This is a genomic window from Pseudomonas sp. LD120 (assembly GCF_009861525.1).
Lineage (GTDB): Bacteria > Pseudomonadota > Gammaproteobacteria > Pseudomonadales > Pseudomonadaceae > Aquipseudomonas.
In genome coordinates, this window is sequence record NZ_WVHL01000003.1 from 673,596 (window position 1) to 688,190 (window position 14,595).

A 14,595-nucleotide genomic window follows, 5' to 3' on the forward strand; every position below is an offset into this window, starting at 1 on the left:
TAGCCAGCAGACGGGGTTCAAGGTACGGCGGCGAGGCCGCCCCGTCACAGTTTCAACTGACCGATGGCTTTGCTCAGTTCGCCGGCCAAGGTCGCTAGTTCACTGCTGGTGGTGGCAGAGGCCACGGTCTGTTGCACAGTGTTTTCGGTGACATCGCGGATGCTCACCACGGCCCGATTCATTTCTTCCGCCACTTGGCTCTGTTGTTCTGCCGCGACGGCGATCTGAGTGTTGCTTTCGCGCATCTGCGCCACGGCACCGGTGATCTCCGCCAGTGCAGCCCCGGCTTCCTGGGCCTGCTGTACGCAGTCGTCGGCCTTGAACGAGCTTTCCTGCATGAAGTCAACGGCGTCGCGGGTGCCTGCTTGCAAGGCTGACACCATGCTGGTGATTTCATCGGTGGAGCTCTGTACACGCTTGGCCAGGTTGCGCACTTCGTCGGCCACCACGGCAAAACCGCGACCCATTTCACCTGCTCGTGCAGCTTCGATAGCCGCGTTGAGTGCCAGCAGGTTGGTCTGTTCAGCGATGCTGTGGATCACATTGACCACACCGTTGATCTTCTGGCTGTCCTCGGCGAGTTTCTGGATCATCTCGGCGGTCTGCTGCACGCCGTTGGAGAGTCCGGCGATGGATTTTTGCACCCGTCCAACCACTTCATGACCGGAGCCGGCCAGGGTGTCGGCGGTTTGCGAAAGATCCCGGGTCGCCCCGGCGTGTTGCGCGATGTGAAACACGGTGGCGGACATTTCATTGATGGCCGTAGCCGCCTGATCGGTCTCGCTCTGTTGGCCCAGCATGCCGTGGCGCACATCATTCATGCTCGAGGCCAGGCGTGCAGCGCCTTGATCCAGCTGTCGGGCGGTGTTGGCCACGGTGTTGACCACCCGTTGATACCCGGCCTGCATGGCGTTGAAGGCGCTGGCCATCTGGCCCACCTCATCCTTGCAGGACAGTGGTACGCGAGCAGACAGGTCGCCGGTCTTTTCCACATGCAACATCACGTCTTTGAGGGTGTTGAGTTGGCTGAGCAGAAAGCGAATCAGCAACTGCGAGGCGCAGAGCATGGCGAACATCAGGATGAACACGGCCACCGCATAGTTGGTGAAACGGTCGCTGAAGACCTGGGCTAGGCTCGGAGCGTGGGCCAGGACCGCGACCTGCTGGCCGTCGGCGCGATGGACGACTTCGGCGCCCAGCAACGGATTGTCGCCGAACAGCGGCATAGGATTGATCTCAATCCAACCGCTGGCACCGCTTAGCTCAGGCAAGGCCTGTTCGTTAAGGCTGGGTGTCTGGCCCTGGGAGAAATACAGCAGGTTTTCAGCCTGCGGCAGGGCTTGTCCGGTGGGCCAGGCGCTGAGTAAATGAGCCTGGCTCTGGGCGGCTGCCTGTGAGGCTTGGCTGCGAGCCTGTTGCTCCAGTTGCACCGCGTACAGCACCAATAACAGGGTGGTAACGAAGGCGACGGCATTGACCGCCCAGAATTTGTATTTCAACGAGATGTTGCTAAGCCAGGCACCCATAGAAGGTCTTCTCTGATTGAGCGAAACAATATTGGCAAGGTGCCAGTATTGTGCCGCCATGCGCTCAGAAAAATCTTGATATGGGTCAAGCAATTTCTGGCAGGTGGAAAAATGCTCTGGAGCAGGCGGTACTGTGGCTTGCCAGGTCTTCCGGGGTTTCTTCGCGATGCAGTGCCACTTCCCTCAAGACTTCGGGCAGATAGGCTGGTTCATTGCGACCGTTTTTCGGTTTCGGCCGCAGGCTGCGTGGCAGCAGATAAGGGGCATCACTTTCCAGCATCAGGCGTCCCCGAGGAATGTTGCGTACCAGCGGGTGCAGATGCGTGCCCCGGCGCTCGTCACAGATCCAGCCGGTGATGCCGATGTGCAAATCCAGATCGAGGTAGCTGAACAGCGCTCGTTGATCTGCGGTGAAGCAATGCACCACCGCTGCCGGCAAGCGGTCACGAAAGTCGCGCAGGATCTCTAGCAGGCGTTGGTTGGCATCGCGCTCGTGGAGAAACACGGGCAGTTGCAGTTCCGCAGCCAAGGCCAAGTGTTCTTCCAGGACTTTTTCCTGTTGTGGGCGTGGGGAGAAGTCCCGATTGAAATCCAGACCACATTCGCCTACCGCACGTATCCGGGGCTCGCTGAACAACGCGCGCAAACGTCGCGAGCTGTCGGCGTTCCAGTCACTGGCCGCGTGCGGATGCAGCCCGGCAGTGGCGAACAAACGTTGTCCATCCGGGTCCAGTTGCTGGCAGAGCTCCAGGGCTTGTTCGCTGCCTTCGACGCTGGTTCCGGTCAGGATCAATTGGCAGACACCCGCTGCATAAGCACGATCGAGAACGGCTTGGTGTTTGTCGGCAAAAGAGGGATTGGTCAGGTTGACGCCGATATCGATGAGTTGCATGGTGCTGTCTCCGCTTGCGGCCGGAAAGCATATCAGAGCTGTAGATTTATAAGAAAAACCAAGAACTACAGCGTGTTAGCGCTGTCTGCTGCTGCCGGACGAGCGTTACGTGCGTTTTTTTACCCTCATTGCGTTTGTCTTTCACACCCTGCCAGCGCTCAAGGCGCGCTGTTTCTGTCGCTCAATTCTTCATGAAAACGCCGAAGGGTTGAACAGCATTGCTTTGCGGAGAACGGATGACCCGACCCTCGATATTGTTTGTCCTGTGCCTGTCATTGCTCCTGCCGCTGCCGGCAGAGGCACGATTGGCCGGGCCGCCGGAAACCTTGCTTTCAGGCAAGGTGCGCGATCTGGCAGAGATCCGCGACAGTCGAGTGCTGCGGGTCCTGGTCAATCAAAGCCGCAACAGTTCCGGTGAAGTCCAGGGCCAGGCCATTGGTGTCGCGTACCACCGCTTGCGCTCGTTCGAGCAGTACCTCAATGGGCGTGCCCGTGATGGCCAGGAAATCAGCCTCAAGATCATTCCTAAAGCCAAAGACCAACTACTGGGGGCCTTGCAACGTGGCGAGGGCGACCTCGTGGCGCCCGGCGAATTGCTGGAGGTTCAGCCCAGGCAGGCGGTCAGATCCAGCGATCCGATTGTCAGCAATGTTCCGTTGCGGCTAGTGGGGATCAAGGGTGAACGCCGCTACACGCGGATTGAGCAGTTGTCGGGCAAGACCTTGACCCTGGCCACAGGCAGCGTCGCGGGGGAGACGGTGAGCCAGATCAATCAGAAGTTGGCGTTGCGCAAGCTGGCGCCGATCAAGATCGAGTGGGTCGATCCTAGCCTGGCGGTGGAGGACGTACTGGAAATGGTTCAGGGCGGGATATTTCATCTGACCATTGTCGAACAACCCATAGCGGAGCGCTGGAGCAAGATCTTGCCCAAGTTGCGTTTGCACAAGCAACTGAAGCTCGGCGAGCCAGGTGAGGAACATTGGTTCGTCCGACGCGATGCGTCGATGTTGCAGGCCAGTATCGATCGATTCCTTAAAGGCTATAAACCGGCGGCAGACCAGGATGTAGCCTTTCTGCGTATTTATCGGCGCCAGTACCGCGTGCACTATCCGCTGGCTCGGGCCGACCGCCAGCGTCTGGAGAAGTTACGCCCGGTGTTGCAGAAGCACGCGAAAGAGCAAGGCATGGACTGGCTGAACCTGGCAGCACTGGCGTTCAAAGAGTCGGCCTTGCAGCCCCGTGCGAAGAGCGTCAGCGGCCCCACTGGGTTGATGCAGATCACACCTTCCGCCGCCCGGCGGGTTGGGGTGAACAATATTCAATCCCTGGACGGCAATGTGCGGGCTGGAGCCAGGTATTTGGCATTGATTCGTCGCAAGTTCTTCGGTAGCCCCAAGCTCAATGAGCGTGAGCGCATGGCGTTCGTCCTGGCTGCCTACAACATGGGGCCTGAACGGGTTCAGGGGATGCGCAGCGAGGCGCGGCGCCGTGGCCTGAATCCCGATCAGTGGTTCTTTCAGGTGGAGCGTATTGCCATGGAGCAGGTGGGCATGGGGGCGGTCAGCTATGTTAATAGCGTTAATAAGTACTATCTGGCCTTTGATCGTGAGCGAGACTCTCTGGAGCCTCGGGAGCGAAAAGTAGTGCTTGGCAAGTAATCGAAAAAGTTGATTGTTATATCGAATTTATTCGGCTTTTAACATGATAAAAATTGATTAGTATGGCGCCAACTTCCCCACTTTGCACAGGACTACACAGCATGAGCACACTGATCAAAAACCTGTTTGAGACTCGGGCAGGCTATGGCTTGACCGTATTACGGATACTCGTTGGCATCATCTTTGCTGCTCACGGTTCGCAGAAGCTTTTTGGTTGGTTCGGTGGCGGTGGCTTAGCAGGAACGGCCCAGTGGATGGAAAGTATCGGTTTGGCGCCTGGCTATTTGATGGCGTTGCTGGCTGGTGGTACCGAGTTCTTTGCCGGGTTGGCGTTGATCATTGGCCTGTTGGCACGTCCGGCTGCACTGGGGCTGACATTCACTTTGTTGGTTGCGATCTTCTCTGTGCACATCAGCAATGGCTTGTTCATGGCCAATAACGGTTATGAGTTCGCCCTGGCATTGCTCGGCGGCAGCATCGCCGTGCTGCTTGAGGGGGCTGGCAAGTGGTCACTGGACAGGATGATCGCCAAGTAATTCCACCCGACCTGGTTGTTCCCGAAGGCTCTGGATCAACCGCGATGAAGATTGACAAGGCCTGCCAATGCAGGCCTTTTTCGTTGTCGCTGAATCTTGACACCAACCTGCCGGCTTCTCTAGGATGCTGCCCCATGCGCCGATTTAAACAGCTACTTGCGGGGCGCCAAGTGAATCGAAAGATCACTGATAGAAGCTATAGTCTGGCTTCGAAATACCGCTAAAGCGCTGGTTCGGTGTTGCCTCTCACCTGCCCGGCAGAAACTTGAGGCAGAGACACGATACGATGAATGCACCACGCCCCCTTGTACGTCTTGCGCCTATCACGGCGAGTCTTTTCCAGCGCAACCCGAAAATCCTTCTTGGCGGCAAACACCAACCTACGTTGCTGCGTTATCTCGACGGCTGGCCACGACGTTCTGCCGGTCCCGCGGCGTTTCTGATTCAATTTATCGAAGAGGGTGAGTCCCTGGCCCGTTTTGCCAGTGACAGCTTTGATCTGGCAGTTATTCCGGCCCCTAGCGCAAGGGATGCAGCAGAGGTGATCAAGCAACTGACGCGTGTTGCCCGGCAAGGATTGATTATTCGCCGCTAGTTGCGCTTCTGATCCGGCGGCGCTGGACAGCAGCATGCTGAACTGCGCCGTTTTCGGATCAGGTTCATCTAGAGCAGGTATTGGCGATGAAGCATTCCGTCATGCTCATTGCCCGTTATGCCCCGCAAGCCAAGGGGCAATGCTCAAACAACCGCATTGCGTTTTGCCAGTTCCGCCAAGGCCACCAGGTTGGAAATGTTGAAACGCTTGAGCAAGCGAACTTTGTAGGTACTGACAGTCTTGTGACTAATCAGTAGGGCATCGGCGATCTGTTGGTTGTTCAGGCCGGTGGCCAGTAGTTTCAAGACCGTAATCTCACGATCGGTCAGGCGGGAGATCAGCACACTTTCCTGACTGGCGGCGTTGGTGTTCTGCTGCAAGATGTTGATGGTGTCTTCCGGAAAGTAACTGTATCCGGACAAAATGGCTTTTACCGCATTGGCCAGTTCGTGAAGGTTTTCGGTCTTGCACAGAAAGCCTGCGGCTCCGGCCTGTAGGCAGCGCAGTGCGAAGTTCTTCGAGTCGCTTGAGGTCAGTACCAGCGTTTTTACGTGCAGGTCAGCGGACTTGATGTGGGCGATGACCGAAAAGCCGTCTAAGTTGGGAATCCCCAGATCAAGGATTAGCAGGTCCGGCATGTGTTTGCGCACCAACTGAACAGCGTCTGCACCATTGTCGGCTTCGGCGACGATAGTGTGATGATGGGGTTCCAGCACCGACCTGATGGCCAGTCGGATCAGTGGATGGTCATCGACGATAATGATGTTGCCCATTGAGTTAATTCCCTTTGTTTTTTGGCGGTGTTAGGAGTTATTGGTGAGCTCTTGGGGGGAAATGGGTTTCAAGTTGCACGGTCGCGTTAAGAGCAATCGCGGTTGCTTAAAATGTGTCTGAGACGGCAGGCCTTGGCTGTTTGGCCCTATGATTGGCTGACCTCTCTGAAATCTAAATCGGACAAATCTGATAGTGATTAGCAGGCGAGCGCGAAGGTGTGACCGCAGCTGTTCGTGACAGGGCGCGGTCCTTGCGTCATCCAAATAACAGAACTGTCTCTACAAGGTGGGAGGGCGATAAGCCAATTGAGTACCAAGCTCATTACGCAAGATGGTTACAACGCTTTGAAACAGGAGTTGGATTATCTGTGGCGGGAGAAGCGCCCGGACATCACGCAAAAGGTCACTTGGGCCGCTTCATTGGGCGACAGGAGCGAGAATGCGGACTATCAGTACAACAAGAAGCTCCTGCGGGAGATCGATCGTCGGGTGCGTTACATACGTAAGCGCCTGGAAGACATGAAGGTGGTTTCTTACGCGCCGGAGCAGGAAGGGCGGGTCTTTTTCGGGGCTTGGGTCGAGGTTGAAAACGAAGCCGCCGAGATCAAGCGCTTTCGCATCGTCGGTTATGACGAGATCTATGAGCGTAAGGACTACATCTCGATCGATTCACCCATGGCCAGGGCTTTGTTGAAGAAAGAAGTGGGCGATGAAGCTATTGTCCATACCCCGGCGGGCGAGACTTGTTGGTGGATCAATCAGATCGATTATGTGAAGTAGGCTCGCCGCTCGTGGCTGGCGAGCTACAGGCTTCAGCTTTCGCGCAGAACGCTCAAAGGGCTTGCGTTCAGCGCTCGGCGGGTGCCGAAAACACCCGCTCCACCCACCAGCAGCGCGCCGATCAGAGGGAGTAACAAGAGCCAGGGATGCGGGTGCCAAGGCAGGTCGAAGGCGAATCGGTAGAGCACCAGGCTGACCAGTTCGCAACCCAGGGCCGCCAGTAGCCCGCTGACTGCACCGAGCAGACCGAACTCGATCCGTCGCGCTTTGACTAGCAATTGCCGTTCGGCACCGAGGGCGCGCAGTAGCGCCCCTTGGCGAATGCGTTCGTCCAGAGTGGCCTGCAGCCCGGAAAACAGCACCGCCATTCCTGCGGCCAGGACAAACAGCAACACATACTCCACGGCCAGAGTGACCTGGGCCAGGATACTGCGCAGCTGTTCCAGCAGGGCTTCGACCTGAAGGATGGTCACTGCCGGGAACGCCCTGGACAGTTCGACGATCTGCTGGTCGTGTCCCGGGCTCAGGTAGAAGCTGGTCAGGTAGGTTGCGGGGAGGTCCTTCAAGGTGCCTGGCTGGAAGATCATGAAAAAATTTGGCTGGAAATTATCCCAGTTGATACTGCGCAGGCTGGTGACTTTGGCTTCCCGATTGACGCCCGCGACAGTGAAGGTCAGTTGATCGCCCAGTTTCAGTTTCAGGCTTTGTGCCACCTTCGCCTCGACCGACACACCAGGCACTGCGTCTTCGGGCTGCGTCGCCCACCAGTGCCCTTCGGTAATGCTGTTTCCGCTGGGTAACTTGGCGGCCCAGGTCAGGCTCAGGTCACGCTGAACCGCACGACTACCACTGGAGTCCTTGCTGACGATCTCTCTGACAGGCTCGCCATTGATGCTCACCAATCGTCCTGGGACCACGGGATACAGGGGCGCCGAGGCGGCTGAGAGTTTGATCAAGTGCTCAGTGAAGGCTTGTTTGTCCCCCGGCAGGATGTTCAGTGCGAAATAGTTGGGGGCATTTTTAGGTAATTGGTTTTGCCAGGTATCCAGCAACTCTCCCCGTAGAAGGGCAATCAGCGCCATGGACAGCAGAATCAGGCCAAAGGCCAGGGATTGTCCTGCGGCAGCCAAGGGATGGCGCAGCAGTTGTCCCAGGCCCAGGCGCCAGGCCAGGGACGAACGCGCCAGCAGCCGTCGCAGGCTTTGCAACGCCAGCAATAACAAGCCACCCAGGGCCAGTGCGGCTAACAGGCCTCCGCCGAGCAGGGCGAAGGTCAGAACCAGGTCCAGGCTCAAGCGCCACATGATCAAGCCCAAGGCGAACAGTGCAGTGCCGTAGATCATCCAGGTGCTGGAAGGAATCGGCAGCAGGTCGCGGCGCAGTACCCGCAGCGGCGGCACACGTCCCAGAGCGGCCAGTGGCGGCAAGGCAAAACCACCCAGGGCCACCAGTCCGGTGCCAATGCCGGCGATGGCGGGGAGCAGGCCGCCCGGAGGCACATCGCTGGGAAGCAGGTCGTGCAACAGATAGAACAGGCCAAGTTGCGAGAGCCATCCCAGTAGCGCGCCGCTGAGACTGGCCAGCAGTCCGAGTACGCCCAGTTGCAGGCTGAACAGCAGCAAGGTTTCTCGACGGGAAAGGCCCAGGCAACGCAGCAGGGCGCTGGCGTCGAAGCGCCGAGCCGCGAACCGGTTGGCCGACAAGGCCACGGCGACGCCCGACAGCAGCACCGCCACCAGGCTTGCCATGTTCAGATACCGCTCGGCTTTACCCAGGGCGCCACCGATCTGCTGGTTTCCGTCGCGGGCATCCTGTAGCCGCTGGTTGGCCGCCAGTCCAGGCTTGATCAATTGACGGTAGGTCTCAAGGGCCGGTGCAGGGCCACGCCACAGCTCTTTGTAGCTGACTCGACTACCTGGCTGGATGACACCGGTGGCTTGCAGATCATCCAGGCTCATCAGTACGCGGGGGGTCAGGCTATAGAAGTTGCCCGCGCGGTCGGGCTCGTAAGTCAGGACTCGTGTCAGGCGCAGGGCCTTCATGCCGACATCGATGCGGTCACCGATTTTCAGATCCAGCGCCGTCAGGAGGCGCGGTTCGACCCAGGCTTCACCAGGTTTCGGCCGGCCGCCGGCTGTTTCGGCGCCGTAGGGCGCCGCAGCACTTTTGAGTTGCCCGCGTAGCGGATAGGTTGTATCGACCGCCTTGATGCTTGAGAGCTGGATGGCGTTGTCGGTGGCGACCACGCTGGAGAATTCGACGATGCGAGCGTGATCGAGTCCCAAGTCGCGCCCGCTGTTGATCTGTTCCGGGCTCGCTGGCGAGCTGCCTTCCAGAAGCAGGTCAGCACCAAGAAACTCGGTGGCCCGCAGCAGCATGGCGCCATTGAGACGTGCGCCGAAATAGCCGATGGCGGTGCTGGCGGCAACGGCCACTACCAGGGCGAAGAACAATACTCGCAACTCGCCGGCACGGGCATCGCGCAGCAGTTGACGGAGGGCGAGGCTGAAGAGGCGCAACAGCGGCAAACGTGCCATCAAGGCTCCAGAGGGGCGACCAGCAAGCCCGCTTCAAGACGGATCAGGCGCCGGCAACGATGGGCCAGGCGTTCATCATGGGTCACCAGCACCAGGGTGGTGCCGCTCTCCTTGTTCAGTTCGAACAGTAAGTCGCTGATACGCTCGCCGGTGTGGCTGTCGAGGTTGCCAGTGGGTTCATCGGCAAACAGCACGTCAGGTTCGGCGGCAAAGGCTCGAGCAATGGCTACCCGTTGCTGTTCGCCGCCGGAAAGCTGACGTGGCGAGTGGCTCAGGCGTTGGCCAAGGCCGACCCGTTGCAGCAACTCGGTCGCGCGTTCGCGGGCATCGCGGCGACCATCGAGCTCCAGGGGCAGCATGACGTTTTCCAGGGCGTTGAGGCTGTCGAGCAGTTGGAAGGATTGAAAGACAAAACCCACGTGCTCTGCCCTGATACGTGCGCGCTGATCTTCATCCAGGAGGCTTAAGGCTTGGCCGGCGAGGGTGACTTCGCCACTGCTGGGCAGATCGAGTCCTGCCAGTAGACCGAGCAGGGTGGATTTCCCGGAGCCTGACGCGCCGACAATGGCCAGGCTGTCGCCCTGCTTCAGGTCCAGGCTGAGTTGGTGAAGGATGGTCAGTTCACCTTCCGCGCTGGAAACCACTTTGCTAAGGTTCCGCGCACTGAGAATGCTTGAGCCCATGGAGAATCCGATGCGTGTATGGTTTTTGAGTGCCGGCCTGGCCTTGATGTGCATGGCCCAGAACGCAGCGGCGGGTACGATCCTGATCGTTGGCGATAGTATCAGTGCGGCTTTCGGCCTGGATACCCGCCAAGGGTGGGTGGCCCTGTTGGAGCAGCGGCTCAAGGACCAGGGGTTCGACGACAAGGTGATCAATGCTTCCGTCAGTGGCGATACCAGCGCAGGAGGCCGGGCGCGCCTGCCGGCGCTGCTTGTAGAGCATAAACCTCAGGTAGTAATTCTCGAGTTGGGAGGCAATGATGGCTTGCGTGGCCAGCCGCCCCAACAATTGCAACAAAATCTTGCCTCGATGATTGACAGTGCCCAAACCGTGGGGGCCAAGGTACTGCTGCTGGGCATGCAGTTGCCGCCCAATTATGGCGTGCGTTACACCCAGGCGTTTGCTCAGGTCTATGGCCAGTTGGCCCATGACAAAAAAGTGGCCTTGGTGCCATTTTTTCTCGAGGGAATCGGTGGTCATCCCGAGTTGATGCAGGCTGATGGTTTACACCCCACGGCGGCGGCTCAGGAAAAGTTGCTGGAAAATGTCTGGCCGACGCTAAAACCGCTGCTTTGACGCTTTTCTAGTGGCAGTGTTTCGGCTAATGTGGCGCCCCCTATTTGGAGCCCCCGATGCCGCGTCCCGCCTGGTCCCTGTTTGCCTATCAACTGATCGAGCCTGATGAACAGCTTGACCTGTTCGCCTGCCAGGAAGTTCGGGTGCACCTGGTGACGCGGCAGCTTGAGTTGGGTGGCTCTGCCGACAGGACCCTGTGTGGCACTTTGCTGCCCGCGCAACCACGCTGGTCGAGTGTGGATCGGACGATTTTCCGGGACCAACGACTCTGCCCGTTGTGCCGAGCGATCCTGGAGTCGCAAAAGCGTGGCACCCCACCGATCTGGCCTGAGTTGCGTTTCGAGCTATAGACTGGGGTCGACGGGGATTTCATGTGCCTGTGCTTGTCCCCGCCGCTTGGCTCCCGTAGCCAGGAGGCGGGGTGTACAATCGCGTTTCTATCACTCGTTATTTATGCGAAGGATTATCCGGATGTTGCCGCGCCTCCCTGTCGTCACCCGTTGCCTGACCCTTGCTGCAATCTGCATGGTCGGCCCCGTTGCCGCGCTGGAATTACCTCTGCCTCCGGCCGGTGAGGACATCGTCGGTCAAGTACGGGTAATCAAGGCCAAGTATGAAGACACCTTTGCTGACCTTGGCACTGCCAATGACCTGGGTTATCAGGAAATGGTCGCTGCCAATCCCGGGGTCGATCCATGGTTGCCGGGAGCGGGTACCGAGGTGATCTTGCCGACGCGCTTCATCCTGCCTCCAGGGCCTCGTGAGGGCATCGTGATCAATTTGGCGGAGTACCGTCTGTATTACTTCCCCAAAGGACGGAGCGTGGTTTACACCTTTCCGTTGGGCATTGGTCGAGAGGGTTGGGGGTCGCCGATTGCCCATACCAGCATCACTGCGAAAACACCTAACCCGACCTGGACACCACCTGCATCGATCCGAGCCGAGCATGCTGCTGACGGTGACCCTTTGCCGAGCGTTGTGCCGGCCGGACCGGATAATCCGTTGGGGCCATTCAAGTTCACCTTGGGGACTCCGGGCTACCTGATTCACGGTTCTAATAAGAAGTTTGGTATTGGCATGCGAACCAGCCACGGCTGCTTCCGTATGTTCAACAATAACGTCCTGGAAATGGCCGGCATGGTCCCCGTGGGGACTTCCGTACGCATCATCAACGAACCGTACAAGTTCGGAATCAGTGGTGGCAAAGTCTATCTGGAGGCGCACACACCATTAGATGACAATGGAAATCCCTCGGTGGTCGACAAGCACACGGCGGTGATCAACGCCCTGCTCAAGCGTGATGACCTGTCCAACAACCTGCGTATGAACTGGGATGTGGTGCGTGATGTAGTTGCGGCCGAGGATGGTTTGCCGGCTGAGATTGCCGTGCCGACTACTGCACCGGCGGCATCGTTATCCAGCGCTCCGTTCGACCCGTGGCAGTAAGCAACACGACTGAGGCCCGCCGACACCTGCAGGTATCGGCGGGTTTTTTATTGCCGGTGGAAACCCCCAGGCAATAAAAAGCCGATCCAGAAATGGATCGGCTTGATAACAATCCCGAGGGACTATTACTTGCGGCTAGCTTTTTCAAGCATACGCAGAGCGCGCTCGTTAGCTTCGTCAGCAGTCTGTTGTGCTTTTTGAGCAGCAGCCAGAGCGTCATCAGCTTTACGGTAGGCTTCGTCTGCACGAGCCTGAGCACGAGCTGCTGCGTCTTCAGTAGCAGTCAGGCGAGCTTCGGTTTCTTTGGATACGCTGCTGCAACCGGTAGCCAGAACTGCGGCCAGAGCCAGAGCAGAGAATTTCAGAACGTTGTTCATCGTGTTCCCCTTCAAGGACTTTCTATTAGTGGCTATCACCTCAGAGTGAGGAAATAGCCGGCGTACATACTACCCATTACTTGTAGTAAGTAAACTGACGTAGCGCAAGAAGCAAAAAAATTCTAGGCGGTGATTCTTTTTCGATCAACTTTTTCGCCGGCGGAATAAAAAAATCCGTTGGGAGGCTCTAGCAGAAGGGGTCGTTTGTTTGCCAGCAGGCTTCTCGGGCGCTGTTTCAGAGTCCCGGCCTTGATCGATCTATATTGTGTCGTGAATACTTTTTCAGAATTTGCGCAGGCTGAGTCTATCTTTATCTCTCTTGCCGGTGACTTTAAGAAGCGCTGCTCGTCTCAAGTTTCAGCATCCGGCGATGTTACAGTCTCAGCGCATTGTTTCGCAGACGTTGGCGGCCTTTCTTGCAACCAGAGTTGAGGTTCTTGGCGTTGATCTGTGGCTTGAGCATTTATGCCAAGGGCGCCTACTATTTTGTAGTGTGCTGGTGGTGCAAGAGCGACAGCTTCTACTCGGCGGCCTACAGGCACTAGGTGGCGTAAGTTGTTCCTTCGCCGGAAAAACATCGGTAAGGTAGGGTCAGCATTCCAGACCCGCAAGGAGTAGTGATGAGCGAGGCGTTGTCCATCCACCATGACCAGGCTGGTCATCAGTTCGAGACCAGTGTGGACGGTCATCGTGCCTACCTGACTTACATGGACTTGGGTAAGCAAACCCTGGATATCTACCGTACTTTCGTGCCCAACGCATTGCGTGGACGCGGTATTGCCGCGGCGCTGACCGAGCAGGCTCTGGAGTATGCCGAGCGTATGGGCTACACCGTGATTCCGTCCTGCTCTTACGTCGAGCGCTACATGGAGCGTCATCAGCGTCACGCTGCCAAGCTCTGAGCTGCGCGACCATGAAAAACGCCGGGCTTGGCCCGGCGTTTTTGTGTCTGGCGAAAGGGATCAGTTGCGATCGCGTTTCGGCAGTACGTCCTTGAGCTTGGCATGCATGCTGCGCAAGGTCTTCTCGGTGCTTTCCCAGTCGATACAGGCGTCGGTGATCGATACGCCGTATTGCAGTTCCGAGAGGTTCTTGGGAATTGCCTGACAACCCCAGTTCAAGTGGCTCTCGACCATCAGGCCGATGATCGATTGGTTGCCTTCGAGGATCTGGTTGGCGACGTTTTCCATGACCAGAGGCTGCAGCGCCGGGTCCTTGTTCGAGTTGGCGTGGCTGCAGTCGATCATGATGTTCGGCTTGATCTTGGCCTTGCTCAGGGCCTGCTCGCAGACCGCAACACTGACCGAGTCGTAGTTGGGCTTGCCGTTGCCGCCCCGCAGTACCACATGACCGTAGGCGTTACCTTTGGTGGTGACGATCGACACGCCGCCCTGTGGATTGATCCCCAGGAAGCGGTGAGGGCTGGAAACCGATTGCAAGGCATTGATGGCCACGGTCAAGCCACCGTCAGTACCATTCTTGAAGCCCACCGCCGAAGACAGGCCAGAGGCCATCTCGCGGTGGGTCTGGGATTCGGTGGTGCGCGCCCCAATGGCCGACCAACTGATCAGGTCCTGCAAGTACTGCGGGGAGATCGGGTCCAGTGCCTCGGTGGCGGTGGGCAGGCCCATTTCGGCCAGGTCCAGCAGCAGTTGACGGCCGATGTGCAGGCCATCTTGAATCTTGAACGAGTCGTCCAGGTAGGGGTCGTTGATCAGGCCTTTCCAGCCGACGGTGGTGCGTGGCTTTTCGAAGTACACCCGCATCACCAGGTACAAGGTGTCGGAGACTTCCGCTGCCAGGGCCTTGAGCCGCTCGGCGTATTCATGAGCCGCCTTGATGTCGTGAATCGAGCAAGGCCCTATGACGATGAACAGGCGATGATCAGTGCCGTCGAGGATGTTGCGGATTACTTCGCGCCCTTTGGTCACGGTGCGCAAGGCGGTGTCGCTCAGCGGGATGTCTCGTTTGAGTTGATCAGGGGTGATCAGGGTCTCGTTGGAGGCGACGTTAAGGTCATTGATCGGTAAATCAGCCATCGTGTTACTCGTCAGGTCACGGGTGCCGGCCGCCAGCGATCCCCGCGCGGCGGAGCACAGCGGATTTGAGCGCGTCGGGGAGCGGAACCTTAGCGCGTTACCCGGTGACTCTACAATGGGCAGGCGGCGGTTTTATT

Annotated in this window: 15 protein-coding genes; 8 read left to right on the forward strand and 7 right to left on the reverse strand. The window is 58.1% G+C overall.

From position 1 onward, the window contains the following. Positions 1-44: 44 nt before the first annotated feature. Entirely contained in the window at positions 45-1,526 is a 1,482-nt protein-coding gene (locus PLD_RS09370) for a methyl-accepting chemotaxis protein (protein WP_159891966.1), read from the reverse strand. A gap of 85 nt (positions 1,527-1,611) precedes the next feature. Further along, positions 1,612-2,418 (reverse strand): TatD family hydrolase, encoded by an 807-nt coding sequence (locus PLD_RS09375; protein WP_159891968.1) that lies wholly within the window; start codon positions 2,416-2,418, stop codon positions 1,612-1,614. Positions 2,419-2,654: 236 nt separating this feature from the next. Between PLD_RS09375 and PLD_RS09380 the strand changes: the two genes are divergently transcribed. From PLD_RS09380 to PLD_RS09390, 3 genes are all read left to right on the forward strand, one after another. Next, a complete protein-coding gene (locus PLD_RS09380) occupies positions 2,655-4,076 on the forward strand; it encodes a transglycosylase SLT domain-containing protein (RefSeq protein ID WP_159891970.1) in 1,422 nt (473 codons plus the stop codon). A gap of 101 nt (positions 4,077-4,177) precedes the next feature. Then, positions 4,178-4,612, forward strand: a complete 435-nt coding sequence (locus PLD_RS09385) for a DoxX family protein (RefSeq protein ID WP_159891972.1) — start codon at positions 4,178-4,180, stop codon at positions 4,610-4,612. 286 nt (positions 4,613-4,898) lie between these two features. Then, positions 4,899-5,207 (forward strand): class I SAM-dependent methyltransferase, encoded by a 309-nt coding sequence (locus PLD_RS09390; RefSeq protein WP_159891974.1) that lies wholly within the window; start codon positions 4,899-4,901, stop codon positions 5,205-5,207. Positions 5,208-5,350: 143 nt separating this feature from the next. Here PLD_RS09390 and PLD_RS09395 read toward each other — a convergent pair whose 3' ends face one another. After that, positions 5,351-5,980, reverse strand: coding sequence for a response regulator transcription factor (locus PLD_RS09395; protein ID WP_016967435.1), 630 nt, complete (start codon positions 5,978-5,980; stop codon positions 5,351-5,353). A 306-nt stretch (positions 5,981-6,286) separates the two neighbouring features. Between PLD_RS09395 and greB the strand changes: the two genes are divergently transcribed. After that, positions 6,287-6,760, forward strand: coding sequence for a transcription elongation factor GreB (greB, locus tag PLD_RS09400; protein ID WP_159891976.1), 474 nt, complete (start codon positions 6,287-6,289; stop codon positions 6,758-6,760). Positions 6,761-6,792: 32 nt separating this feature from the next. On the opposite strand, the gene PLD_RS09405 is transcribed toward greB, so the two are convergent. Both PLD_RS09405 and PLD_RS09410 read right to left on the reverse strand, forming a co-directional pair. Further along, positions 6,793-9,297, reverse strand: a complete 2,505-nt coding sequence (locus tag PLD_RS09405) for an ABC transporter permease (protein WP_159891978.1) — start codon at positions 9,295-9,297, stop codon at positions 6,793-6,795. Continuing rightward, entirely contained in the window at positions 9,297-9,980 is a 684-nt protein-coding gene (locus PLD_RS09410) for an ABC transporter ATP-binding protein (RefSeq protein ID WP_159891980.1), read from the reverse strand. Before PLD_RS09410 ends, PLD_RS09405 begins: the two co-directional genes overlap by 1 nt. 10 nt (positions 9,981-9,990) lie before the next feature. Between PLD_RS09410 and PLD_RS09415 the strand changes: the two genes are divergently transcribed. The 3 genes from PLD_RS09415 (at position 9,991) to PLD_RS09425 (ending at position 12,042) form a co-directional block, all read left to right on the forward strand. After that, positions 9,991-10,596, forward strand: a complete 606-nt coding sequence (locus tag PLD_RS09415) for an arylesterase (protein WP_159891982.1) — start codon at positions 9,991-9,993, stop codon at positions 10,594-10,596. Between the two features lie 56 nt (positions 10,597-10,652). After that, entirely contained in the window at positions 10,653-10,946 is a 294-nt protein-coding gene (locus tag PLD_RS09420) for a hypothetical protein (RefSeq protein ID WP_159891984.1), read from the forward strand. Positions 10,947-11,067: 121 nt separating this feature from the next. Then, positions 11,068-12,042, forward strand: coding sequence for a L,D-transpeptidase family protein (locus PLD_RS09425; protein ID WP_159891986.1), 975 nt, complete (start codon positions 11,068-11,070; stop codon positions 12,040-12,042). A 125-nt stretch (positions 12,043-12,167) separates the two neighbouring features. Here the strand turns inward: PLD_RS09425 and oprI are convergent, their stop codons facing one another. Next, positions 12,168-12,419 carry an outer membrane lipoprotei OprI gene (oprI, locus tag PLD_RS09430; protein WP_037058464.1) on the reverse strand — a complete coding sequence of 84 codons (252 nt, stop codon included), beginning with the start codon at positions 12,417-12,419 and terminating at the stop codon, positions 12,168-12,170. 620 nt (positions 12,420-13,039) lie between these two features. Here oprI and PLD_RS09435 point away from each other — a divergent pair. Next, positions 13,040-13,321, forward strand: a complete 282-nt coding sequence (locus PLD_RS09435) for a GNAT family N-acetyltransferase (protein ID WP_159891988.1) — start codon at positions 13,040-13,042, stop codon at positions 13,319-13,321. 60 nt (positions 13,322-13,381) lie between these two features. Here PLD_RS09435 and PLD_RS09440 read toward each other — a convergent pair whose 3' ends face one another. Further along, positions 13,382-14,458 (reverse strand): 3-deoxy-7-phosphoheptulonate synthase, encoded by a 1,077-nt coding sequence (locus PLD_RS09440; protein ID WP_159891990.1) that lies wholly within the window; start codon positions 14,456-14,458, stop codon positions 13,382-13,384. Between the last annotated feature and the right edge of the window lie 137 nt (positions 14,459-14,595).